Raw genomic sequence first — 20,178 nt, forward strand, 5'->3', positions numbered from 1 at the left:
ACCAGCGGCGGTGCAGGAAATAGCCTCCTCAGGACCATCGAAATACGGATTACGCTCACGGCATCCCGCCCTGGTGCAGTGTGAACGGCTCGGGTTTCATCCAGCGGCCCGCGTGTTGCGCTCACGGGCCATCGGTGGTCTTCTACCCGGATACCGATCCGAACCCACTGTCACAAAGCGAACGACCCGACATGGCCAGCAATTCCGGTTTCGAGGTCGTCGAGTATCGCGGCTCCCCCGCCGAACTCGCGGCCTTCGTCAGCAAGTGCTGGGACGGCCAGTTTCCGCAAGACGTCACCTGTCCCCAATGGGATGCGGAGTATTTCGCCTGGGCGGTCTTCGGCAATCCCGACAACATGCTCCTCGCGGCCTATGACGGCGGCGAACTGGTCGGGTTCATTTTCGGAGAAGCCCTTGGGTTTCGCTGCGGGGACCGCGTGGTTCAGGGGGTCTTTTCGTCCTTCCTGTCCGCGGACCCTGCCCGCAAGGGCCAGGGGGTGGCCAAGACCATCGCGTCGGAACTGTTTCGCCGCGTCCAGCAGGAGGGCTACGCGTTCGACGTGGGGTTCGAAGTGCCGACGCCCGGCAGTCTGGGACCGAAATTCTGGCTCGGCAGTCAGAAAGGGGAACGTGCGGACGGGATTCGACCGTGGATCAGGCCGCTGGATGCACGGCGCCTGACACGGGTGTCCGCTGCGCGTTACGAACGTGCGGCGGCGCGTGTGGCCGGTCTGGCGCGGCTGGACCGGGTTCCGGCGCGGGCCACCGGCAACCTGCGCCCCTTCGAGCCGCGCGACCTCGATGCCTGCCTGGAGCTTATCCTGGCGAAGGAAGCCGGGTCCGATTTCTGCTTTGACTGGACACCCGAGAGGCTGGCACTCCAACTCGATCACGAGGGGATTCCGACCACGCTCGTCTACGACGACGGCAAGATCAGGGGGCTGACCAATTTCCATCGTATCCGGTTTCGCGGGCGCGAACGGTTCACAGCCGGACAGGTCGATCACCTCGTGGCGCAGGGCGGTGACAGGCACGTTGAACGGCAGCTCCTCGATGCGACGCTGCAAAGCATGAAGAAGGCCGGCCACGCGCTCGTCGTCTGTCCCACATCCGCCGGCATGAGCACGGCTTCGCGCTTGCGCGCCGGGTTCCTCCCGATGCCCGCGCCTTACCGCCTCCTCTTCGCCTTCGTCGCACCGGATCTGGACGTCACGCAGCTCCGGAGGCCGATGCTGCATCTTCGCTAGGGCGCAGACGGAAGCGCTGGATCTTGCCCGAAGGCGTCTTGGGCAGAACATCGGCGAAGCGGATCGAGCGTGGATACTTGTAGGGCGCGATCTCTTCCTTCGTATGCGCCTGCAGGCTTTCGGCCGTTGCGTCATCAGCATGCCACCCCGCGTTCAGAACGACGACAGCCTCCACAATCTGACCGCGTTCGTCGTCCGGAACGCCGATGACCGCGCATTCCTGCACGGCGGCGTGGCTGGCCAACGCCGCTTCGACCTCGGCCCCGGCGATGTTGTAGCCCGCGGACAGGATGATGTCGTCCGCCCGGCCGAAACAGTGGAAGCGCCCGTCATCGTCCTCGAGGAAGATGTCGCCAGTCAAGGTCCAGCCATCCCGCACGGTTTCCTCCTGCCGCCCATCCGCGAGGTAGCGGCAGCCGGTAAGGCCCCGAACGGCCAAGCGTCCGCGCGTGTTTCGGGGAAGCGTTCGCATGGCCTCGTCCACGATCCGAACCTCGTAGCCCTCGACCGGGCGGCCGGTGGTTCCGGCGATGCTGTCCCCGATGCGGTTGGTGAGGAAGAACGACAGCATCTCGGTCGAACCGATGGCATCGAGGATCGGCACCCTCACGGCGTCGGTCCAGGCATCCTGTGTCTGCGCCGTCAGCGTCTCACCGGCCGACACCGCAACGCGCAGGGAGGACTGGTTTGCCCCGGACAGACCCGTCGCGAGCATCTTGCGATAGGCGGTTGGACCGGAGAAAAGAACGGTGGCGCGGTGGTGCGCGATCGCCTGTGGCAAGGCGTCCACGGAGAGATCGTCGCGCAATACCGCGCAGGCCGCGTTGCGGAGCGGATAAGCGACGAGCCCACAGAAACCGTATGCGAAGGCGACAGGTGGTGTCCCGATGCAGATATCATCCGCAGACATCGCGAGCACGTCGCGTGCATACCCGTCCGCCATGGACAGAATGTCCCGATGAAAATGCATCGCCGCCTTGGGATTGCCCGTCGACCCGGAGGTGAACGCGATCAAGGCCACGTCATCGCGCCCCGTGGGCGCTGCTACGGCGGGCCGAGGGGGCTCCCTATCGGCCTCGCCGGTCCCCCCTTCCCGCCCCCTGGCGTCGAAGGAGAGAACGGAAATCCGCCGGCCGGACATTGCGACCGCGGCGTCGATCTCGCCCACAAGGCGCGCATCGCAGACGACATGGGACACAGCGGCTTTCGAGATGATCTCGCAAAGCTCTCCGGCGCGCAGCATCGGCATGGCTGCGACGACGACGCCCCCGGCCTTGAATACACCCAGCCAGTGGGCGACGAGCGCGGGCGTGTTGGCACCGAAAACCATCACCCGATTGCCGGACACGAGGCTCAGGTCGTCCACGAGGCGTTGCGCGATCCGGTCCGACCAGACCGCGAGTTCGCCATAGGTGTAGACGTCCTCCGCGCCGCGCAGCGCGATCCGGTCTCCGTGACCGGCGGCAACAAGGGCGTTGGACAATTCCACGCCCGCATTCACATGGTCGGGGTAGGTCGGGAGGTTGATCAGGTCCGGCCAGTTGGCGGCTGCCGGGAGGTTGTCCCTGCAGAACGTATCGACATGACCACTCGGCCCCAGCATCCGCGCCCCCTTGCGACAAAGACCCTTTGATGGTGCCGCCGGAGGGCGTTCATGGCAAGTCCGGGAAAAGCGCTCACTCAGAGCCAGTCATTTACTGACCGTTGATCGGACTTACATCAACGGGATAGCCCTGCGACAGCTGGCAAACCATACGGCCTGCGTCTTCAGCTATGCCGACAAAGCACCGGATGGCTAGCGCGGAACCATGGAAGGCGACAATGCCGATCACGAGGCGCTAAGGCGCGGCCACTCAATGACCGAGCTTGCCAACTTCGCCATCCGACACGGCGAGCCATCCTTCCCGCCTGGGGCCGAGGGCCAATGTCCGCCCGCAACACGGGGTATCGCCATTCCAAGCGGTCCATTGTGACCCTGATTGGATCAGGGTCACTTCGGTGGCGCACCGTCACGACCAAGGCGTCACGAGATACTTCTCCCCCGTCTTCATCGCGCGGTAATCCGTGATAGCCTCTTTGGTCAGCATCTCTTCGAGATTGACCCGCTTCTTGTACTGACTCGCAAAGGTGGTCGTGAGGCCCTCGAGCACACGTTTGCGCATGCGGCTGACGGCGTCTCCTCCGGCTGATTGGAGAAAGGGAAACAGCAGCCAACCCGAGAGTGTCCAGCCAAAGCCGTAGCTCGGTGACAACGTCGTCAGACCGGTATCAAGACGTCCATAAATGAACATGCGTTTCGGCTGGTTCGAGCCGTAGCGCGAATATTCCGTCATCTGGCTCACGGCGACCTGCTCCATCGCCTTGAAGGCATTGTCGACCATCTTGCCGCCACCAATCGGATCGAAGCCGTAAAAGGCGCCGGTGTCCGCGATCGCGGCGCTCAGCCGGGCCATGAAATCCTCATGCGAAGAGTTGACGATATGCGTGGACCCAAGCCCGGCAAGCAAGTCTGCCTGACTGTCCTTGCGCACGATATTGACCAGGCCCAAGCCGTCTTCGTTGCAGATGCGCGTCAGCATCTGGCCAAGGTTGGATGCCCCGACGGTGTGCAAGATCGCATCTTGCCCGTCCCTTTTGGCATTCTCGGCAAACCCCAAAGCCGTCATGGGATTGACGAAGGCGCTCGCGCCATCCTCGGCCGAGTGATCGCCGAGGGGCAGGCACATGGCAGCATCGGCGATACAGTACTGGCTGTAGGCATTGCCCGGAACGCAGGACACCCGCTGTCCCACCAGTTTTTTGGCACCGTCACCGGCGGCGACAACGGTGCCGGCCCCTTCGTTCCCGGCAGGCAGCTTGAGCCCGTGCCGTGCCTTGGACCCCGTATTGAACGGCTCAGGCACAGACGCCACGAATTTCCCGGGCGAATAGCTCGCGTTTTTCACGTCGGCCGCACCGACCAGAATGGCAAGGTCCGACGGATTGATCGGTGCAGCTTCCATTTTCACCAACACCTGGTTGCCGGTCGGATCCGGATGGGTCACGCCCTCGAGCGCAACGGTCAGGGTTCCGTCCGCTTCCAGTGTCGTAAACAGTTGCTTGCCCGTGGTCGCCATAGCGAAACCTCCAAAGTTCAGGTGTTCGACGAAAATAAACTGTTGGCCTCCCGAGTGAACCGAAAGCGCCACTTGAGCTCCAGACTGTCACCGCCTTGGCCCGTGTTCAACGTGTTAGACTGATCGAGCGCCAAGCTTCGATTGTGCCGTTCGGAGTGACCGAAATGCCTTTGAGAAGACCATAAAGCGCGTCTGCGCTTGTGATCATGAGATAGTAAGTGAAATCGAAATCCCCTTCAGGGGTTTCGACGGTGTGCTGAGCTATCAACCGAGGGAGGTCTTCGTTGGGGCAACCGACCAAAAGCGCCAAATCCTCGTCATTCAAAATCGGTCCGGGCAGCTTGTCGGTGATATCCGAATCCTCGAACAACCAGCGCTCGTCGTTCAGAACGGGTTCGAATTCAAACGTCACGGGATAGCCGGCTTGGGTCACATGAAGCGACCCGTCGCCCTGCGGGGTCACCGTCACAGTCTCGGGCGGACTTGGGGGGATCGGCATAGCCATTGACCCGATCCGAGAGAAACCGGCCATATTGTTGGCACTCCAGGTTCCTTCGAAGGCATCGGAGAAGACGGCCCAATCCTCCGCGGTCAACTGGCAAACCACATCCTCCGGTTCCTGCGCTTGTGCCATCGTTGCGCCTGAAAACAGGCATGCACTCAGGACCATCAGAAATCGCATGGATCGCTCCTTTGCGTCAGTGACATCGCCCGGTCTTCGCGCCCATGATCCAAACGAGGTGCATCCGGGTCACCAGGCCAGACCATCAAAGACTCCATATGGATGGTGAGCGGCGGAGACGTTCATATCCAATTGGTTGAGTGTCAGTCTGTCGAAGACCGTTTCTTTTCGCAAGTGCAGCGCCAGTCGGCGCGTTTTGGATACTTCTCTGACAACCGACAAACACGTTTCCCGCTGTTGGACCGGATGCCTAGAACCCGGCACTTCTTGATTTCGGTGGCAAACACTGGCCCGAACCGACGCCACAAATATCGGACCGTCTTGTGGCTCACGTCAATCCCGTGCTCATGCAGGAGGTCTTCGACGGTGCGGAGCGAAAGCTAAAACCGAACGAATAGCATCACCGCCAACCGGATCCCTGGCGAAGCCTTGCAGTAGCGGAATGGACTTGGCTTGGGCATGCTTCAAACCTGGCCAGCGCCCTGCCCCGCCTCAAGCCAAGTGCCTCAGACAAGCCCACTGCGAGCTAGAGCTGTTGGTGTCAGGCCGTCTGAACGCGCACGTTTCGATTTCTGGATCGGACCCCGGCCAGATATACCGGGGCCCGTATTTTCAGGTTATCCGCCGATCAGAAGTGCCTCGGGGACTGAGAACCGCGCTTCGCCAACGAAGACAACGAAGGTATCGCCGTCGCGTGTAACGGTCATCTCGGCATCGCCATCCGCCTGCGATTGGTCATAACTGACGGGCGTCCCGTTTTCGAAGAAGATCACCCGTTCGCCGCCATCGGGCCAGGTCACTTGGACATACCCATTTCCGTTTCCTTCTCGCACGACGCCAGCCTCACATGAGGCATCCGCCGCATCCCGATCACGCACGCAAGGAATCATTGAGGTTGCGTTGAAATCTGTGCCGGGAACCATCGCGTCTTCGGATTCGGCCACTGGCGCCTCGCCCGGTGCAAGGGGCAATTGTGTCGCCATGCCCGTCTGATCTCCGGTTGAGAACAATGCCGAAGGGATCACGAACCGGGCGTCGCCGATGAAGACGATCCAGTTGTCACCGTCGAGATTGGCGCGCATCTGGATGTCGCCGTCAGCCTGCGACTTGTCGAAATAGGCTGGGCGGCCATGTTCGAAGGAGATCGAGCGCATGCCGTAGCCGGGCGAAGTGATCTGAAGATAGCCGTTGCCGGTGCCCTCTTGAACCACGCCGTAGGTGCAGGTCGCATCAGGTGCGTCGCGATCCGCTGTGCATTGGATCTCGCCGGTTCCGTCGTAGCTGGGGCCGGACGCAGTGGGAATGGCCGCTGGCGTGTCGATGGTGGCCATACCCGGCTCAGACGTCGGCTCGATAAAGTCGGTCGAGACCCAGCCAGACACTGCACCCGAAACCGAACTTACATTGCACCATTCGCGCCCCTGATGGACAAGGCATCCGCCGACGTTCTTCAAGACCGCGCGGTCATGGAACCGACCAACAATCGGGGCCGACGTCGATGGATTGGTATGGACCCTGAGGCTGCTTCCCGAACGATTGAGCGCGACGCGCCAATAGTCGGAGGCAGCGGTCGGTGCCGTCGCCGCAGGTGCCTGTTGCGCTGTGCGCTGCATGGTCGGAGGCACAACATGAGTGGCAGGGGACTGTCCGTCGCGCAGGTATGCCGCAGCGACCCAGCCGGAAGTACCACCGCCGGCCATCATGACATCGCACCAGGCCCGCCCTTCGCTTTCGACGCAGCCGCCCATGTTTCGCAGGTCGGTGCCGTCCATGAGCCGGCCAATCAGTGGCGAAGCGGCTGAAGGCGAGGCATGGATATTCAGATGTGCGTCCGGATGCGCGAGGTGGACATGGAAAAACTCGGAAGCCGCGTTGATGGTGCGGCGAACGGTCGGGTTCGCCGCCATACTGGAAAAGCTTGCCTGCGGCTGTGTGACGCCGGGGTCGTGATGCTCTGTCACCCCGGCGAGAAAGCTGCGTGCGACAAACCCCACGAGTCCGCCACCGTCTGCCATGACCTCGCACCAGTCACGGCCTTCATTCGCGCTGCATCCGCCGATATTGCGAAGCAATGAGCCGTTTGGGAAACGACCGACGCGCGGGGAGTCCTCGGATGGGCCCGAATGCACATTGAGGTGGCCTCCCGTGGATCGCGTGCGCACCTGAAACATCGCGTAGTCGGCGCTCGGATTGCTGGCGACCGATGGTTCGACAAGGTCGAATTCCACGGAAAAGTTGGATGGCTCGCCTGCACGCGCAGCAGCGCGAAACAGGTAGACGGAAACGCGATAGGTGCCAGTCTCCGGGAGTTCCGCCGTGAATTCGTTGACGTCTGGCACCATGTTGGACACGAGGCTGCTGTTCGCGAGCACCGCGTCTCCCGGCCCGTCGCCGGGGGCGTATACGTTGAAATAGGTCGCGGAGTTGTCGGAATACAGCCGCACGGTCAACGTCTGTCCCCGCTCGGCCGAAACGTCGTACGTGATGGTACGCCGGCCCTTGATAGTGCCTTCCTTTACGACCCCGGACCAACCGCCGAAGTGGAGCCGGTGGGTCAGATCGTCGACTTGGGCGAAAGATGGCCCGGCGACAGGCAAGCCCATCGTCAGGGCGAGCAGGATGCGAAATAGCAAAATTCTCATGGTTGGTCCTTCGTTGAAATGACGCCCGGAGACGGCCGGGCACACGACGTGATGTTTGGTGGACAAGGCAGAGCGTTCATGACGCTCTCCTCTTGCCGATGAAGCGGCAAAGCACGATCAGGATCGCAACATTGACGAGCGGCGCTAGTATGGCAACCCACACCAGCGCCCTGCCGTCGCCGGGATCGATCATAAGGTTCCACGGCAAACCCAGGGGCAGAAGAAAGACGCCAGAGAGCGGGTCCTCTTCTTGACCCAGCAATCCGAACGTGCCGATAGCCAACAAGACGAGAGCAACGAGGTACGCGATTGCGAACAAGTTGATGACGATGCGGCACGTCCGGTTCACAAAAATCCCCTTGGCTCTCTCAGTTCGCGAATTCGCTGAACACGGTGACGGAGCCATCTGCCTCGAGGCGACAGGTATAGTTCGAGCCGCCAGCCGCGAGCGTCAGGATAGGACCGCCGCCCGTCTGGATTTGGTCGAGGACCGTGACTGACGCGGCTGATGCGCCAGTAAGACGGGCGGCTTGGCTGGTACATGGCGCTTCCATCGCGGTGAACTGCGCTTGCGTGCCGCTCAGACCGGTATCTGCCGAGCCGGTCATCGTGTCGTCGCAGGCAGCGAGCGCGAGCAGAGCCACGCCACCAATCATCCATCTTTCAATATTCTGCATTCAGCTTCCTTCTTGATCAGTCTTTTCTGTTGAGTTTGTCAGCGGATCCAGACCTCGACTTTGTAGTTCAGTCTGCGGTTGGAGCGATTGATGACCTCGATCACATGATCGCCGGTCTGCCAGAGCTGCCCTCGATAAGGCTGAGACGCGGGTATCTGGGACACGAGCGACGAGCGGTCGGGATTGAATATCTGGTACGACAGGCCGGACCTGTTCGGAGACAGGCGAACGTTCAGCATCTGTCGCGCGCTGGCACCCAGCTCATAACGGCGGGACGCTCCCGGGGGCAGAGCACCAGATAACTCGGCACCAGAAGTGCCTGAGACGAACCGCACACGCTCTGTCGTCGTTCCGCCGACATCGGCAGCAGGCGGGCTGGGTTGTTGAACCGCCGCTCCAGTGGAGAGGTAGCGGGCATTTACCCAGCCGCGTTCGCGCATGTCCGTCAGCATTTCGATCTGGCACCAGCGCGCATTGCCTTGCATCGCGCAGTCAAGCATGCGCACGCGCGACCCGTTCCCGAGAGCCCCCACGACTTTGTACCTGACGCCCGGTCCGCTACGCACGTTCAGGATGTCGTTCGCGGACACGCCTGTCACGGTCGTGTTGGTGCCGGTACTCGTATGGACCATCGCCGGCTGGTATTGACCCTCGGCAAAGAACTCGACCATCTGCCGACCGCTGCGATCGAAAGAGCATGCCACGTCCTCGAACCGGGTCTCGAGGAAGATGCGACCATTGATTGCTTGGGTACCGTCGGTGCGCGTGCCGTTGTAGGTCATGTTGGACTTGGCGGTGTAGTCGTGGAAATAGGTTTGCGCAGCGCGGGCACAGGCATCTTGCATGAGCGACGGCGTCTGAGCGGAACTCATCGTGCCGAGCAACGAGATGATAAGGGCGCTCCATAGAGTTGGAAATCTGGTCCTGAAATGGCCCTGCATTATTTGCGTCCTTTCTAAGTAGTCTTGCGGCGTCATACGGCCTGATCATCAAGCTCCTTTGCGGATCAGCCGGACAATCAGGATAAGTATGATTGCACCGACGAGGGCCGCGATGAACGAGCCGGCCCAACCGCCCAAATTGATGCCGACGAGGGGCAGGACGTAGCCTGCGAGGATCGACCCACCGATTCCGAAGATCACGTCCATTAGGAGGCCTGAACCGCTGCCTTTCACGATCAGGCTCGCGAGCCATCCGACAATGGCCCCAATCACGATAACAATGAGGAGCCCGATTACCCCTCCTATGGCGCCGCCGACTTTCTCGGCGGGCTCTTTCTGTCTTCCGGGTTTCTGTCTCATCTCCACTCCTTGGCGGTTACGATGAGCCAGAAACCCTCCATTACGAAATCAATTCAGATGTCCCAAGGGTGCTGACGGCAGACAATGAATATGTCCTGAACGGCGAAAAGACTTGGATCTCGAACGGCGGGATCGCGGACGTCTACACGCTCTTTGCCCGCACCGGAGATGCGCCGGGGGCCAAGGGGCTGTCGGCCTTCATCGTCACCCCCAACCTGCCGGGATTCGAGGTCGCCGAACGGCTAGAGACCATCGCGCCCCACCCGCTCGCTACGCTGCGGTTCACCGACTGCCGCGTGCCGGCTTCAGCCATGATCGGCGGCCCCGGAGAGGGGTTCCGGATCGCGATGTCTGTGCTCGACGTGTTTCGCGCCTCGGTTGCCGCAGCCGCGCTGGGGTTCGCCCGGCGCGCACTCGACGAGTCGCTGACACGTGTCACAACCCGTATCGTGCAGGATGCACCGCTGGCCGATCTCCAGATGGTTCAGGGCCACATCGCCGACATGGCGCTCGACATCGACGCCGCTGCCCTCCTCGTCTACCGCGCCGCTTGGACCAAGGATTCCGGCGCCCCGCGCGTCACCCGCGAAGCCGCGATGGCCAAGCTCTTTGTCACAGATCAGGCACAGAAAGTCATCGACACCGCAGTACAGCTTCACGGCGGCGACGGTGTGCGTTCGGGCGGTGTCGTCGAGACACTTTATCGCGAAATCAGGGCGTTACGCATATACGAAGGCGCTTCAGACATTCAGCGCATCGTCATCGCTCGCCAAACGCATACACAACACGACAGGGGTTAATCATGCTTGGTCCGTCCGCGCATACCGACACGTTCGCCCGCGAGAACCTGCCACCGGAGGGCAGTTGGCCGGACCTGCTTCTGGACGGGTTCGACTATCCCGACACGCTGAACGCGGGGTTCGAGCTGACCGACGCGATGGTCGACAAAGGTTACGGCGATAATGAGAACGGCGGCGCAATAGTCGGCCATGGTAGCGGCGGGATGATCCGGCTGCGGGCGGCGTAAAAGTCGGCCACTTTTGCCCTTTCTGGCGACGGGAGGGCGGGAGGATTTTCACCGTGGACTTGTATCGCAAGGTTCGACTTGCCTGCGCCGAGGGGATGAGCCAGCGCGAGGCGGCGCGTCACTTCGGGATTTCACGCGACAGCGTGCAGAAGATGTTGGCGTATTCGGTTCCGCCGGGCTACCGGCGCAAAGCGCCGATCAAGCGCCCGAAGCTGGATGGTTTCACCGAGATCATCAACGCCTGGCTGGAAGAGGACCGCGGCGTCCCGCGCAAACAGCGGCACACCGCCAAGCGGGTGTTCGAGCGGCTCCGGGACGAACACGGCTTCACCGGCGGCTACACGATCGTGAAGGATTACATTCGTGAGCATGATCGGCGCGGTCGCGAGATGTTCGTGCCGCTGGCCCATGCGCCCGGGCATGCCCAGGCCGACTTTGGCGAAGCGATGGTCATCATTGATGGTGTCGAGCAGAAGGCGCATTTCTTCGCCTTCGACCTGCCACATAGCGATGCCTGCTACATCCGGGCCTATCCGGCTGCGACCTCCGAGGCCTGGGTCGACGGGCATGTTCACGCCTTCGGCTTCTTCGGTCGGGTGCCGGTGTCGGTGCTCTACGACAACGACAGGTGCCTGGTGGCACAGATCCTGCCGGACGGCACCCGCAAGCGGGCCAGGCTGTTCAGCGGGTTCCTGTCACATTACCTGCTCCGTGACCGCTATGGCCGCCCCGGCAAGGGCAATGACAAAGGCAGCGTCGAGGGGCTGGTGGGCTATGCCCGGCGCAACTTCATGGTGCCGGTGCCGCGCTTCCCCTCCTGGGAGGCCTTCAACGCCTCGCTGGAAGAACAATGCCGCAAGCGTCAGGGCGATGTTCTGCGCGGCCATACCGAGATGATCGGCACGCGCCTTGACCGGGATCTCGAGGTGATGTCGGCGCTGCCGCCAGCCTCTTTCGATGCCTGCGATCAGGCGAGCGGGCGGTCACCTCGCAGGCGCTGGTGCGTTACAAGACCAACGACTATTCCGTGCCGGTCGCCTACGGCCACCGCGATGTCTGGCTGCGCGGCTATGTCGACGAGGTGGCGATCGGCTGCGGCGGCGATCTCATCGCGCGCCATCCGCGCAGCTATGAGCGCGAGGATGTCGTCTTCGACCCGCTCCACTACCTTCCGCTGATCGAGAAGAAGATCAATGCCCTGGACCAGGCCGCGCCGCTGACAGGCTGGGAGCTGCCGCCCGAGTTCGCAACCCTGCGCCGCCTGATGGAAGCACGCATGCTCAAGGCGGGGCGGCGTGAGTTCGTCCAGGTCCTGCGGCTGCTGGAGGCCTTCGAGCTCGACGATGTGCAAGCCGCCGTGAAGACGGCCCTGCGCATGGGAGCCATCGGCTTCGACGCCGTCAAGCATCTGGTGTTGTGTCAGGTCGAGAAGCGACCGCCGAAGCTCGACCTCGACGTCTATCCCTACCTGCCGCGGGCCGAGGTCGGAAAGACCTCGGCGGCCAGCTACATGTGCCTGATTTCGGAGGAGGCCCGATGACCGACGCGCCCGACCTCCTGCTCGCCCATCATCTGAAGACGCTCAAGCTGCCGACCTTCCTGAAGGAATACGACAAGCTCGCGCGCCAGTGCGCCGCGGAGGGGCAGGACCACGTTCGCTTCCTGGCGCGCCTGGTGGAACTCGAACTGATCGACCGCGAACGGCGGATGGTCGAGCGCCGCATCAAGGCGGCGAAGTTCCCGGCGACCAAAAGCCTCGACAGCTTCGACTTCAAGGCGATCCCCAAGCTCAATAAGATGCAGGTGCTGGAACTCGCCCGAGGGGAATGGATCGAGCGGCGCGAGAATGTCATTGCCCTCGGCCCGAGCGGCACCGGCAAGACCCATGTCGCCTTGGGCCTTGGACTGGCCGCCTGCCAGAAGGGCCTTTCCGTCGGCTTCACCACCGCTGCCGCATTGGTCCACGAGCTGATGGAGGCCCGCGACGAGCGCCGCTTGCTACGCCTGCAAAAACAGATGGTCGGATACAAGCTCCTGATCATCGACGAGCTGGGCTTCGTGCCTCTGAGCAAGACCGGCGCCGAGCTGCTGTTGGAACTGATTTCGCAGCGCTACGAGCGGTGCGCCACCATGATCACCAGCAATCTGCCCTTCGACGAATGGACCGAAACCTTCGGCTCCGAGCGCCTGACCGGCGCTCTGCTCGACCGGCTCACCCACCATGTCCACATCCTCGAGATGAACGGCGACAGCTATCGGCTTGCCCAAAGCCGCGCCCGAAACAGCGCCGACACCTGATCACATCGTTCAGGTTTGGCCCGCTGGGCCAAAGCGCCCCGGCAGCCGCCAGCTATCTGAAAAGCGCAGCTGCCGGGGCGCGAAGCGTTCCCTCCGCTTCAATCCCATGCCCTCTCTGGTGGCAGACTTTTGCTCCGCCCCGTGGCCGGTTTTTGCTCCGCCGTTGACACGGTTGAGCTCTGGATCACCCAGAACGTAGGCTCGATCGCTTTCGAACAGATTGGCCATCTCGGGCTCCTTCGTAGGGATACAAGATGGTTTTCAGTGATCGAAAGCACATTCAGAAATCCAGACTAACAAAACTGTCAAAAGTCCCTTTTGGTTCTGATCAGGGTTTTGACTAGGGTTTTGACCAGATATTTCGCATCGTTGTGACCTGCAGAACTAAGCTTCTTCGTCCGGAAATTGTTTGTGTAGGCGAGGCACTACGCGACGAAGTGTCATTTCTGAGAACGCAAAACCAAGATGAGCTTCAAGCCGATTATGGATCTCTTTCCAGGTCAGGTGCTCGGCGCTCAAACCCAATTCGCGGTACGCGCTGGCAACTTCATCGACCTTCCGGGGGCGCCCGCCCCTCTTTGAGCCTGACGGAAGAGGCTCAAAGCGAACACTAGGAAGCATTTCTTCCAAGAGGCGTTGAACTGCATGGTTGGAGAGCTGCGATTGCCATTCTGCAGCGTTCTTTTCTGACACACAGATCGACGACCCGAATGTTGCCTTATTCAGTGACCGAGCATACGAATCCTCGACAAGATCCCCGACCCAAGGCGGTAGCGCTCTGGCAATGACATACGACGGTCTCTCAAAGAGCACAGGTAGCGTGTGGAAATACGGTGACAAGACGTCTGATTCCAAGTCGGAGATTTCCGCGCGCTCAAATGCGCCAGGAAGAGCCAGCTTGAACGTTGTGGCTTTGAAACGTGATGACCCCATGCTCCGGACCCAACCCTCTTCCGGGTCGTTCTCGTCTAGGTCTATCAACACTTGGAAGCTTTCGAAGGGGGTTAGCTTGGCAAATAGCTGCGCGTTCGACCCCATGAGCGCAGGCTGAACGAAAACGACCTCTCCTTCCATTGGAACAAGTGCGATCTCTGTATCCTCGAAAGTCCGCAAGAAGACGTCTTCGCACAGATCACACGCGGTTCCGAACAAGTCGTGTGACCGGAAAGTTTCGGCTCGAATGGCCTCCACCGCCCGCGCTTGAACAGTCTCCCCGAATTTGTTCGCAAACTCGCTCCAGAGATCTGATAGCGATCTAAAGCCGGATCGGGTGAACATCGTTAGCCTCCAAGTTTTGTTTCGCCTTGTCCACTAACGTAAAGCGACCACTGTTCCATGAGGGTTCTGCGTCGATCCAAAAGATCGGATCGGGCATAGGCACGTTCGACATCCGACCCGACTTTGTGCGCGAGGCTCATCGCCGCCACCTCGCGCGGCGCGCCCGCGGCCTCGGCAGCCCAGTCCCGAAACGTCGAACGGAAGCCGTGAACCGTAACGTTTTCGACCTGCATGCGTCGCAGTAGCATCAACATCGACATATTCGACAAGGGCGCGTGTCTTTTCTGCCCCTCGAACACATAGTCGGACCGCAACGCCCGCAGCGGCTCGATGATGGCGAGCATCTCATCCGTAAGGGGCACCCGATGATCCGCACCCGTCTTCATCCGTTCCGCGGGGCATGTCCAGACGCAGGTCGCCACATCGATTTCCTGCCACTTCATCCCGAGAACCTCGCCGGTTCGGGCAGCACTCAGACAGGCGAACATCAGCGCGCGCGCCGACATGGCCTTGCGCGACTTCAAGTCAGCGAAAAACGCCGGGACGTCTTGCCAACGCATCGCCTCGTGATGCTTTGGCTTGGCCTTGACCTTCGCCAGAAAACCCGCATCCTTGATTGCCGTCACCGGGTTTTCGCCGGACCGGAAACCCCTCGATTTGGCGACATCGAGCACGACCTTGATCCGTTGCGACAAGCGTCGGGCGGTCTCATGTTTTTCCGTCCAGATCGGCGACAGACACATCAGCACTTCCGGCTGGCCGATGCTGTCGACCGGCATCCTGCCGATCTTCGGAAATGCGTGGTCCCGGAGGGTGTTGATCCACTGCGCACCATGCTTGGCGTTTTTCCAGGTCGGCAGGCGTTCGATGTGGACCTGTTTCGCGACCTCCTCAAATGTCGGTATCTCCCTCGCGGCATTGTACCTGGGATTGAGCCCCTGCTTCGCCATTCGCCGATACTCGAGCGCCCGTTCGCGCGCCTGATTGAGCGGCACGAGATCCGCCCCACCCAACCCGAAGTCAGTTCTGAGCGATCCGCCGTTCTTGTTCTTCTGCCCCTTGACGACAACCCGCACGATCCAGCGGCGCGCGCCAGACGGATCGACGACGAGATACAACCCGTTCCCGTCCCCGTGACGTCCCGCACCGAGATTCTCGACCAGCCTCTTTGTCAGCTTTCCCGTAAGTGCCACCGATGTGTACCACAAATTCTACCACACAATGAAAAGATACCGGCGAAATCGAAAGAAAGCGAGCGTGAACTGAATTCAGCCCAAACCCAAGCAAAAACAGAACTTTTCGCAACAATAGGCAACTGAGCGAAACTGGAGAATGAGCTAGGGTGGCGGAGGAGGTGGGATTCGAACCCACGGTACGCTTTCACGCACGCCGGTTTTCAAGACCGGTGCATTCGACCACTCTGCCACTCCTCCGGCAGAGACAGCCGATACCCCGGCCCGGACGATTCTGGAAGGCACTGCGTCTCATTCGGCGGGATGAAAAACAGCCGGTGTGGCGCGGGCGCTTGGTCGTATCCGGCGCAGGCCCGCTGCCAGCCCGCGTCCGGCAGCGGAGATCAGGGACCAGGCGACGGCGGACCGCGCCTCGGCCCCGATGCGCAGGTAGTGGTCGGTGTTGATGCTTCCGTTCGCGATGCGGCGGGCGTGAGTTTCGATGCGGGGGGTCATGGTCTCTCTCCTTGTCAGACTGTGAGATTCACGATCCCCCAATCGCGGCGGGTCGCGCTTGAAGGGGACCTTGGGAAACTCTTGAGAAGTCCTTGAGATCGGCCAATCCCGTTGCACGGCCCGTCACAAACCGGTTCTGTGGGGCATGACCCTTCGTTTCGGCTCCTGCGAGATTGACCCGGCGGCCCATGTCTTCAGACGGGACGGTGTCGTGCAGGCGCTGGAGCCACAGGTGTTCGACCTGATCGTCCTGTTCGCCAGCCACGCCGGGGCGCTCATCGACCGGGACCGGATCATCGCCGAGATCTGGGACGGGCGGATCGTGTCGGACGCCGCGATATCCTCACGCATCAACGCGGTGCGGCGCGCGATCGGTGACGACGGGCGGCGCCAGGCCCTGCTTCAGACCGTGCCGCGGCGCGGGTTTCGCTTCATCGCAGAGGTAGCGGGCGGTCGGGCTCCGCCTGCGACCTCGCCCGGCGAGCAGGACATCCGGATGACCACCTCCGCGGACGGCACGCAGATCGCCTATGCATCCTGCGGAGAGGGGCCGGTCCTCCTGCGCGCCGGGCATTTCTTGACCCATATCGAGCGCGACTGGGACAGCCCCGTCTGGCGTCCGATGATCGAACGTCTCAGTGCCGGCCACAGGCTCGTGCGCTACGACCAGCGCGGGACCGGGCTGTCGGACCCCACGCCGGTGTCGCTCTCGCTCGAACGAATGGTCGCCGACCTCGAGGCCGTCGCGGATGCCGTCGGCGCACAGCGGTTCCCCGTATTCGCCGCCTCTCAGGGCGTGCCCGTCGCCATCGCTTTCGCCGCGGCCCATCCTGACCGCGTGTCCCGTCTCGTGCTGTACGGCGGGTTCGCCCAAAGCCGCCTCGCCCGGGCCGCCCCGCAGGAGGTCGCCCGCGCCGAGGCGATGCTCACCCTGTTGCGCGAGGGCTGGGGGCGCCACGGCTCTGCCTTCGCCACGGCCTTCGCCACGCTCTACTTGCCCGATGCCGAACAGGACCAGATCGCGAGCATGACGGACATGCAGCTCGCCTCGGCCACGCCCGACACGGCGGCGGCCCTGCGACAGGCCATCGACGGGATCGACGTGACCGACAGGCTGGCAGAGGTCCGGGCACCCACGCTCGTCCTGCACATGCGTGACGACGCCGTCCAGCCGGCCGAACAGGCACGCATGATCGCGGCGGGCATCGCGAACGCCCGCTTGCGCATCTTCGAGGGGCGCAATCATGTGCCGGTGCCGGGCCGACCGGGCTGGGAGGAGGTCATGGGGGCCGCCACCGCATTTCTGGCCGAAGCGGACTAACACGCCGGAACCCGCTCAATTGCCGCCTGTAGGCTTTTCTTGCCCCGGTCGAAAGGTTACACTCCCGCAAAACGCGCGACATAGGCGCGAGGCGGGCAGCGCGGCGAAACGGCCGCAATAGGGGCAAGACTTGTGATGCATAAGCGGATGACAGGGCGGCTGGTCATGGGACTGTGCGCCGCCGTGGCGCTTTCGGGATGCGCGGACGGGGACGTCCAGCTTCCGGGTTTCCTGCAATCGAATGCCGAGACCACGACGACCACCGCGAGCCGGTCGAGCCGGACCGTCGAACGCGACGTGGAAGCGCCCGAGGTCTTTCAGGCCAGCGACAAGGGCCTGTGGGACGGACGCCCCTCGCTGGGCGGCGTCTGGGTCGCCCACCCTGACGCGAAAGACCCCGAGCGGGTCATCATCCGCAACACCACGAACGCGAAATTCGTCGTGGGCGTGCTCTACAAGCCCGAGCGCAGCCAGCCGGGGCCGAAAATCCAGGTGTCGTCGGACGCCGCCGAGGCGCTCGGAATGCTGGCGGGGCAGCCTGCCGATCTCAGCGTCACCGCGCTTCGGCGCGAGGAGGTGTCCGAAGACGCCCCCGCCGAAACCGGGTCGGACGGCGCAGAAACCACCGTGGCCGCCGCACCGCAGGTCGAATCGCGCGCGCTCGACCCGATCGCGGCCGCCGCCGCCGCGCTCGACGCGGCCGAAAACGGCACCTCCGCGCCCGCGACATCCTCCAGCACCGTGGCCGCCGCCACCGCGCCGCAGCCCACCCGCAGCGCCCCTGCCTCGTCGCTGTCCAAGCCCTATATCCAGATCGGCATCTTCTCGGTCGAGCAGAATGCAAATAACACTGCCGAGAGCCTGCGCCGCGCGGGGATGGTCCCCACGATCAAGCCGGGTAAGATGAGCGGCAAGGATTTCTGGCGGGTCATCGTGGGCCCGGCGGGAACCGGCGCGGAACGGGCGCAGCTTCTGAAGAAGATCAAGGAGCTGGGCTTCAACGACGCGTACTATGTGACCAACTGACCAGTGCCCGGCCCCGGCCGGGACAGACGAGGACCCTTCCATGCGACGCTGCCACGTCACGGCCCGCCTGCTTCTGACACTGCTGGCCGGGCTCACCGCCCTTCCCGCCCTCGCCTTCGAGACCACTGCGCGCTCGGCCTATGTTGTCGACCTCACCACCGACACGGTGCTGATGGAGAAAAACGCAGAGGTGCCGCTGCCGCCCGCGTCGATGTCCAAGCTGATAACGCTGAACATGCTGTTCGAGGCGCTGGAGGACGGGCGCGTGTCGCTCGACACCCAGTTCAATGTAAGCCAGCGCGCGATGGACATGGGCGGCTCGACCATGTTCCTCACGACCCAGGACCGGCCGACGGTGGAAGAGCTCATCAAGGGCATCATCGTGCTGTCGGGCAATGACGCCTGCGTCGTGGTGGCCGAGGGGCTGGGCGGCACGGAAGACGCCTTCGCCTCGATGATGACCCAGCGGGCGCAGGCGCTGGGGATGGAGAATTCCACCTTCGGCAATGCCTCCGGCTGGCCCCACCCGGCCCAGCGCATGAGCACCGAGGACCTCGCCATTCTGGCCACGCGCCTGATCGAGGAATTTCCGGAGTATTACCACTATTTCGGCATGAACGAATTTCCCTACGACGGACGCGCGCCGGACAACCGGTTCAACCGCAACCCGCTGCTCACCCTTGGCCTCGGCGCCGACGGGCTCAAGACCGGCCACACGCAGGAGGCGGGCTACGGCCTCGTCGGCTCCGCCATGCAGGGCAAGCGCCGGGTGGTCTTCGTCATCTCGGGGCTGGACAGCGAAGCCGCGCGCAAATCCGAAAGCGCCGCCATTCTCAACTGGTCGTTCCGTCAGTTCGTGATGCGCACCGCCGTTGAGGCCGGTCAGGTCATCGCGGAAGTCCCCGTGTTTCTGGGCGACGCGCCGACCGTGGCCCTCGCCCCCGCCGAAGACCTCGAACTCCTCATGCCGGTCACCGCGCAGGACGGTATCACCGGCGACGTGACGTGGACCGGCCCGCTTGAGCCGCCGATCGCACAGGGCGACGAGATCGCCACCTTCACCATCCGGCGTGACGGCATGGGCGACACGGTGATCCCGCTTGTCGCCGCCAACAGCGTCGGCAAGGCGGGCTTCCTGCCGCGCTTCTCCGCCGCCGCCGGTCAGGTGTTCTCGATGGCCCGCGACCTCGCCGGGGTCGGCGAGGCTGAGGCGCCCGAAACGCAGCCCGCGGTGAACTGACCCGGATGCCCGGTCTGTTCATGACCTTCGAGGGGATCGACGGCTCCGGCAAGTCGACCCAGGCCCGGATGCTGGCCGACCGGCTCGCCGCCGACGGGGTGGACGTTGTCGCGACCCGTGAACCCGGAGGCTCCCCTGGCGCCGAGGAAATCCGCCGCCTCGTGCTCGAAGGCGACCCGGACCGCTGGTCGGCCGAGACCGAGATCCTGCTGTTCACCGCCGCGCGCCGCGACCACCTCGAACGGCTGATCGAGCCCTCGCTCGCGGCCGGGCGCACCGTGATCTGCGACCGCTTCGCCGATTCCACCCGCATGTATCAGGGCCTGCGCGCCCCCGGCCTGCGCAAGATCGTGGACGACCTCCACGCCCTGATGATCGGGCGCGAGCCGGACCTCACCTTCATCATCGACATGGATCCGTCCAAGGGCCATGCCCGCGCCAAGGGGCGCAACGGGACCGAGGAGCGGTTCGAGGATTTCGGCGCCGACCTTCAGGTTCAGATGCGCGCGGGCTTTCTCGACCTCGCGAAAGCGGCCCCCGACCGCTGCGTCGTGATCGACGGCGACCGGGCGCCCGAGGCGGTGGCCCAAGACGTCACCCGCATCGCCCACGACCGCCTCGCCGGCTAGCGATCC

At 63.0% G+C, this 20,178-nt stretch carries 18 protein-coding genes, 1 tRNA gene and 4 pseudogenes; 9 read left to right on the forward strand and 14 right to left on the reverse strand.

Annotation, left to right across the window (positions count from 1 at the left end):
- Nucleotides 1-191 precede the first annotated feature (191 nt).
- Entirely contained in the window at nt 192-1,247 is a 1,056-nt protein-coding gene (locus B2585_RS18855) for a GNAT family N-acetyltransferase (RefSeq protein WP_292025484.1), read from the forward strand.
- Here B2585_RS18855 and B2585_RS18860 read toward each other — a convergent pair.
- The 9 genes and pseudogenes from B2585_RS18860 to B2585_RS18900 form a co-directional block, all read right to left on the reverse strand.
- Nucleotides 1,210-2,850, reverse strand: a complete 1,641-nt coding sequence (locus B2585_RS18860; RefSeq protein WP_292025485.1) for an AMP-binding protein — start codon at nt 2,848-2,850, stop codon at nt 1,210-1,212. The genes B2585_RS18855 and B2585_RS18860 overlap by 38 nt on opposite strands.
- A 406-nt stretch (nt 2,851-3,256) precedes the next feature.
- Entirely contained in the window at nt 3,257-4,363 is a 1,107-nt protein-coding gene (locus B2585_RS18865) for a zinc-binding dehydrogenase (protein WP_292025486.1), read from the reverse strand.
- Between the two features lie 106 nt (nt 4,364-4,469).
- Nucleotides 4,470-5,045 carry a hypothetical protein gene (locus tag B2585_RS18870; protein ID WP_292025487.1) on the reverse strand — a complete coding sequence of 192 codons (576 nt, stop codon included), beginning with the start codon at nt 5,043-5,045 and terminating at the stop codon, nt 4,470-4,472.
- A 233-nt stretch (nt 5,046-5,278) separates the two neighbouring features.
- A pseudogene (locus tag B2585_RS18875) lies at nt 5,279-5,506 on the reverse strand (IS6 family transposase); the annotation flags it as partial.
- Nucleotides 5,507-5,662: 156 nt separating this feature from the next.
- Nucleotides 5,663-7,753, reverse strand: a complete 2,091-nt coding sequence (locus B2585_RS18880; RefSeq protein WP_292025488.1) for an SH3 domain-containing protein — start codon at nt 7,751-7,753, stop codon at nt 5,663-5,665.
- A gap of 10 nt (nt 7,754-7,763) precedes the next feature.
- Nucleotides 7,764-8,036: a hypothetical protein gene (locus B2585_RS18885; RefSeq protein ID WP_292025489.1), complete on the reverse strand. Its 273-nt coding sequence runs from the start codon at nt 8,034-8,036 to the stop codon at nt 7,764-7,766.
- 19 nt (nt 8,037-8,055) lie between these two features.
- Complete coding sequence (locus B2585_RS18890; protein WP_292025490.1) at nt 8,056-8,364, reverse strand: hypothetical protein; 309 nt, start codon at nt 8,362-8,364, stop codon at nt 8,056-8,058.
- A 38-nt stretch (nt 8,365-8,402) separates the two neighbouring features.
- Nucleotides 8,403-9,248 carry an SH3 domain-containing protein gene (locus tag B2585_RS18895; RefSeq protein ID WP_292025491.1) on the reverse strand — a complete coding sequence of 282 codons (846 nt, stop codon included), beginning with the start codon at nt 9,246-9,248 and terminating at the stop codon, nt 8,403-8,405.
- A 105-nt stretch (nt 9,249-9,353) separates the two neighbouring features.
- The gene (locus tag B2585_RS18900; RefSeq protein ID WP_292025492.1) at nt 9,354-9,665 is read right to left on the reverse strand and encodes a GlsB/YeaQ/YmgE family stress response membrane protein; all 312 of its coding nucleotides are present in this window, start codon (nt 9,663-9,665) and stop codon (nt 9,354-9,356) included.
- 89 nt (nt 9,666-9,754) lie between these two features.
- Here B2585_RS18900 and B2585_RS18905 point away from each other — a divergent pair.
- The 4 genes and pseudogenes from B2585_RS18905 to istB form a co-directional block, all read left to right on the forward strand.
- Nucleotides 9,755-10,465: pseudogene (locus tag B2585_RS18905) on the forward strand (acyl-CoA dehydrogenase family protein); the annotation flags it as partial.
- A gap of 2 nt (nt 10,466-10,467) precedes the next feature.
- Nucleotides 10,468-10,659, forward strand: a pseudogene (locus tag B2585_RS18910) (2-aminobenzoate-CoA ligase); the annotation flags it as partial.
- Nucleotides 10,660-10,736: 77 nt separating this feature from the next.
- Nucleotides 10,737-12,232: pseudogene (gene istA, locus B2585_RS18915) on the forward strand (IS21 family transposase).
- Entirely contained in the window at nt 12,229-12,990 is a 762-nt protein-coding gene (istB, locus tag B2585_RS18920) for an IS21-like element helper ATPase IstB (protein ID WP_292025493.1), read from the forward strand. The pseudogene istA and the gene istB overlap by 4 nt, the downstream one beginning before the upstream one ends.
- A 9-nt stretch (nt 12,991-12,999) precedes the next feature.
- On the opposite strand, the gene B2585_RS18925 is transcribed toward istB, so the two are convergent.
- The 5 genes from B2585_RS18925 to B2585_RS18945 all read right to left on the reverse strand — a co-directional run bounded on the left by B2585_RS18925 (nt 13,000) and on the right by B2585_RS18945 (nt 15,956).
- Entirely contained in the window at nt 13,000-13,218 is a 219-nt protein-coding gene (locus B2585_RS18925) for a hypothetical protein (protein ID WP_292025494.1), read from the reverse strand.
- Between the two features lie 156 nt (nt 13,219-13,374).
- On the reverse strand, nt 13,375-14,268 hold the full coding sequence (locus tag B2585_RS18930; protein WP_292025495.1) for a hypothetical protein: 894 nt from the start codon (nt 14,266-14,268) through the stop codon (nt 13,375-13,377).
- A 2-nt stretch (nt 14,269-14,270) separates the two neighbouring features.
- The gene (locus tag B2585_RS18935) at nt 14,271-15,461 is read right to left on the reverse strand and encodes a tyrosine-type recombinase/integrase (protein ID WP_292025496.1); all 1,191 of its coding nucleotides are present in this window, start codon (nt 15,459-15,461) and stop codon (nt 14,271-14,273) included.
- A gap of 150 nt (nt 15,462-15,611) precedes the next feature.
- Nucleotides 15,612-15,701, reverse strand: a tRNA-Ser gene (locus tag B2585_RS18940).
- A gap of 51 nt (nt 15,702-15,752) precedes the next feature.
- On the reverse strand, nt 15,753-15,956 hold the full coding sequence (locus B2585_RS18945) for a hypothetical protein (protein WP_292025497.1): 204 nt from the start codon (nt 15,954-15,956) through the stop codon (nt 15,753-15,755).
- Between the two features lie 145 nt (nt 15,957-16,101).
- On the opposite strand from B2585_RS18945, the gene B2585_RS18950 reads away from it, so the two are divergent.
- The 4 genes from B2585_RS18950 to tmk all read left to right on the forward strand — a co-directional run bounded on the left by B2585_RS18950 (nt 16,102) and on the right by tmk (nt 20,172).
- Complete coding sequence (locus B2585_RS18950; protein WP_292025498.1) at nt 16,102-17,277, forward strand: alpha/beta fold hydrolase; 1,176 nt, start codon at nt 16,102-16,104, stop codon at nt 17,275-17,277.
- Between the two features lie 135 nt (nt 17,278-17,412).
- Nucleotides 17,413-18,303, forward strand: a complete 891-nt coding sequence (locus B2585_RS18955; RefSeq protein ID WP_292025499.1) for an SPOR domain-containing protein — start codon at nt 17,413-17,415, stop codon at nt 18,301-18,303.
- A 40-nt stretch (nt 18,304-18,343) separates the two neighbouring features.
- On the forward strand, nt 18,344-19,543 hold the full coding sequence (locus B2585_RS18960; RefSeq protein ID WP_292025500.1) for a D-alanyl-D-alanine carboxypeptidase family protein: 1,200 nt from the start codon (nt 18,344-18,346) through the stop codon (nt 19,541-19,543).
- 5 nt (nt 19,544-19,548) lie between these two features.
- Nucleotides 19,549-20,172, forward strand: coding sequence for a dTMP kinase (tmk, locus tag B2585_RS18965; protein ID WP_292025501.1), 624 nt, complete (start codon nt 19,549-19,551; stop codon nt 20,170-20,172).
- The last annotated feature ends 6 nt before the right edge of the window (nt 20,173-20,178 follow it).

The organism is Maritimibacter sp. UBA3975 (genome assembly GCF_002384975.1).
Taxonomy (GTDB): Bacteria; Pseudomonadota; Alphaproteobacteria; order Rhodobacterales; family Rhodobacteraceae; genus Maritimibacter.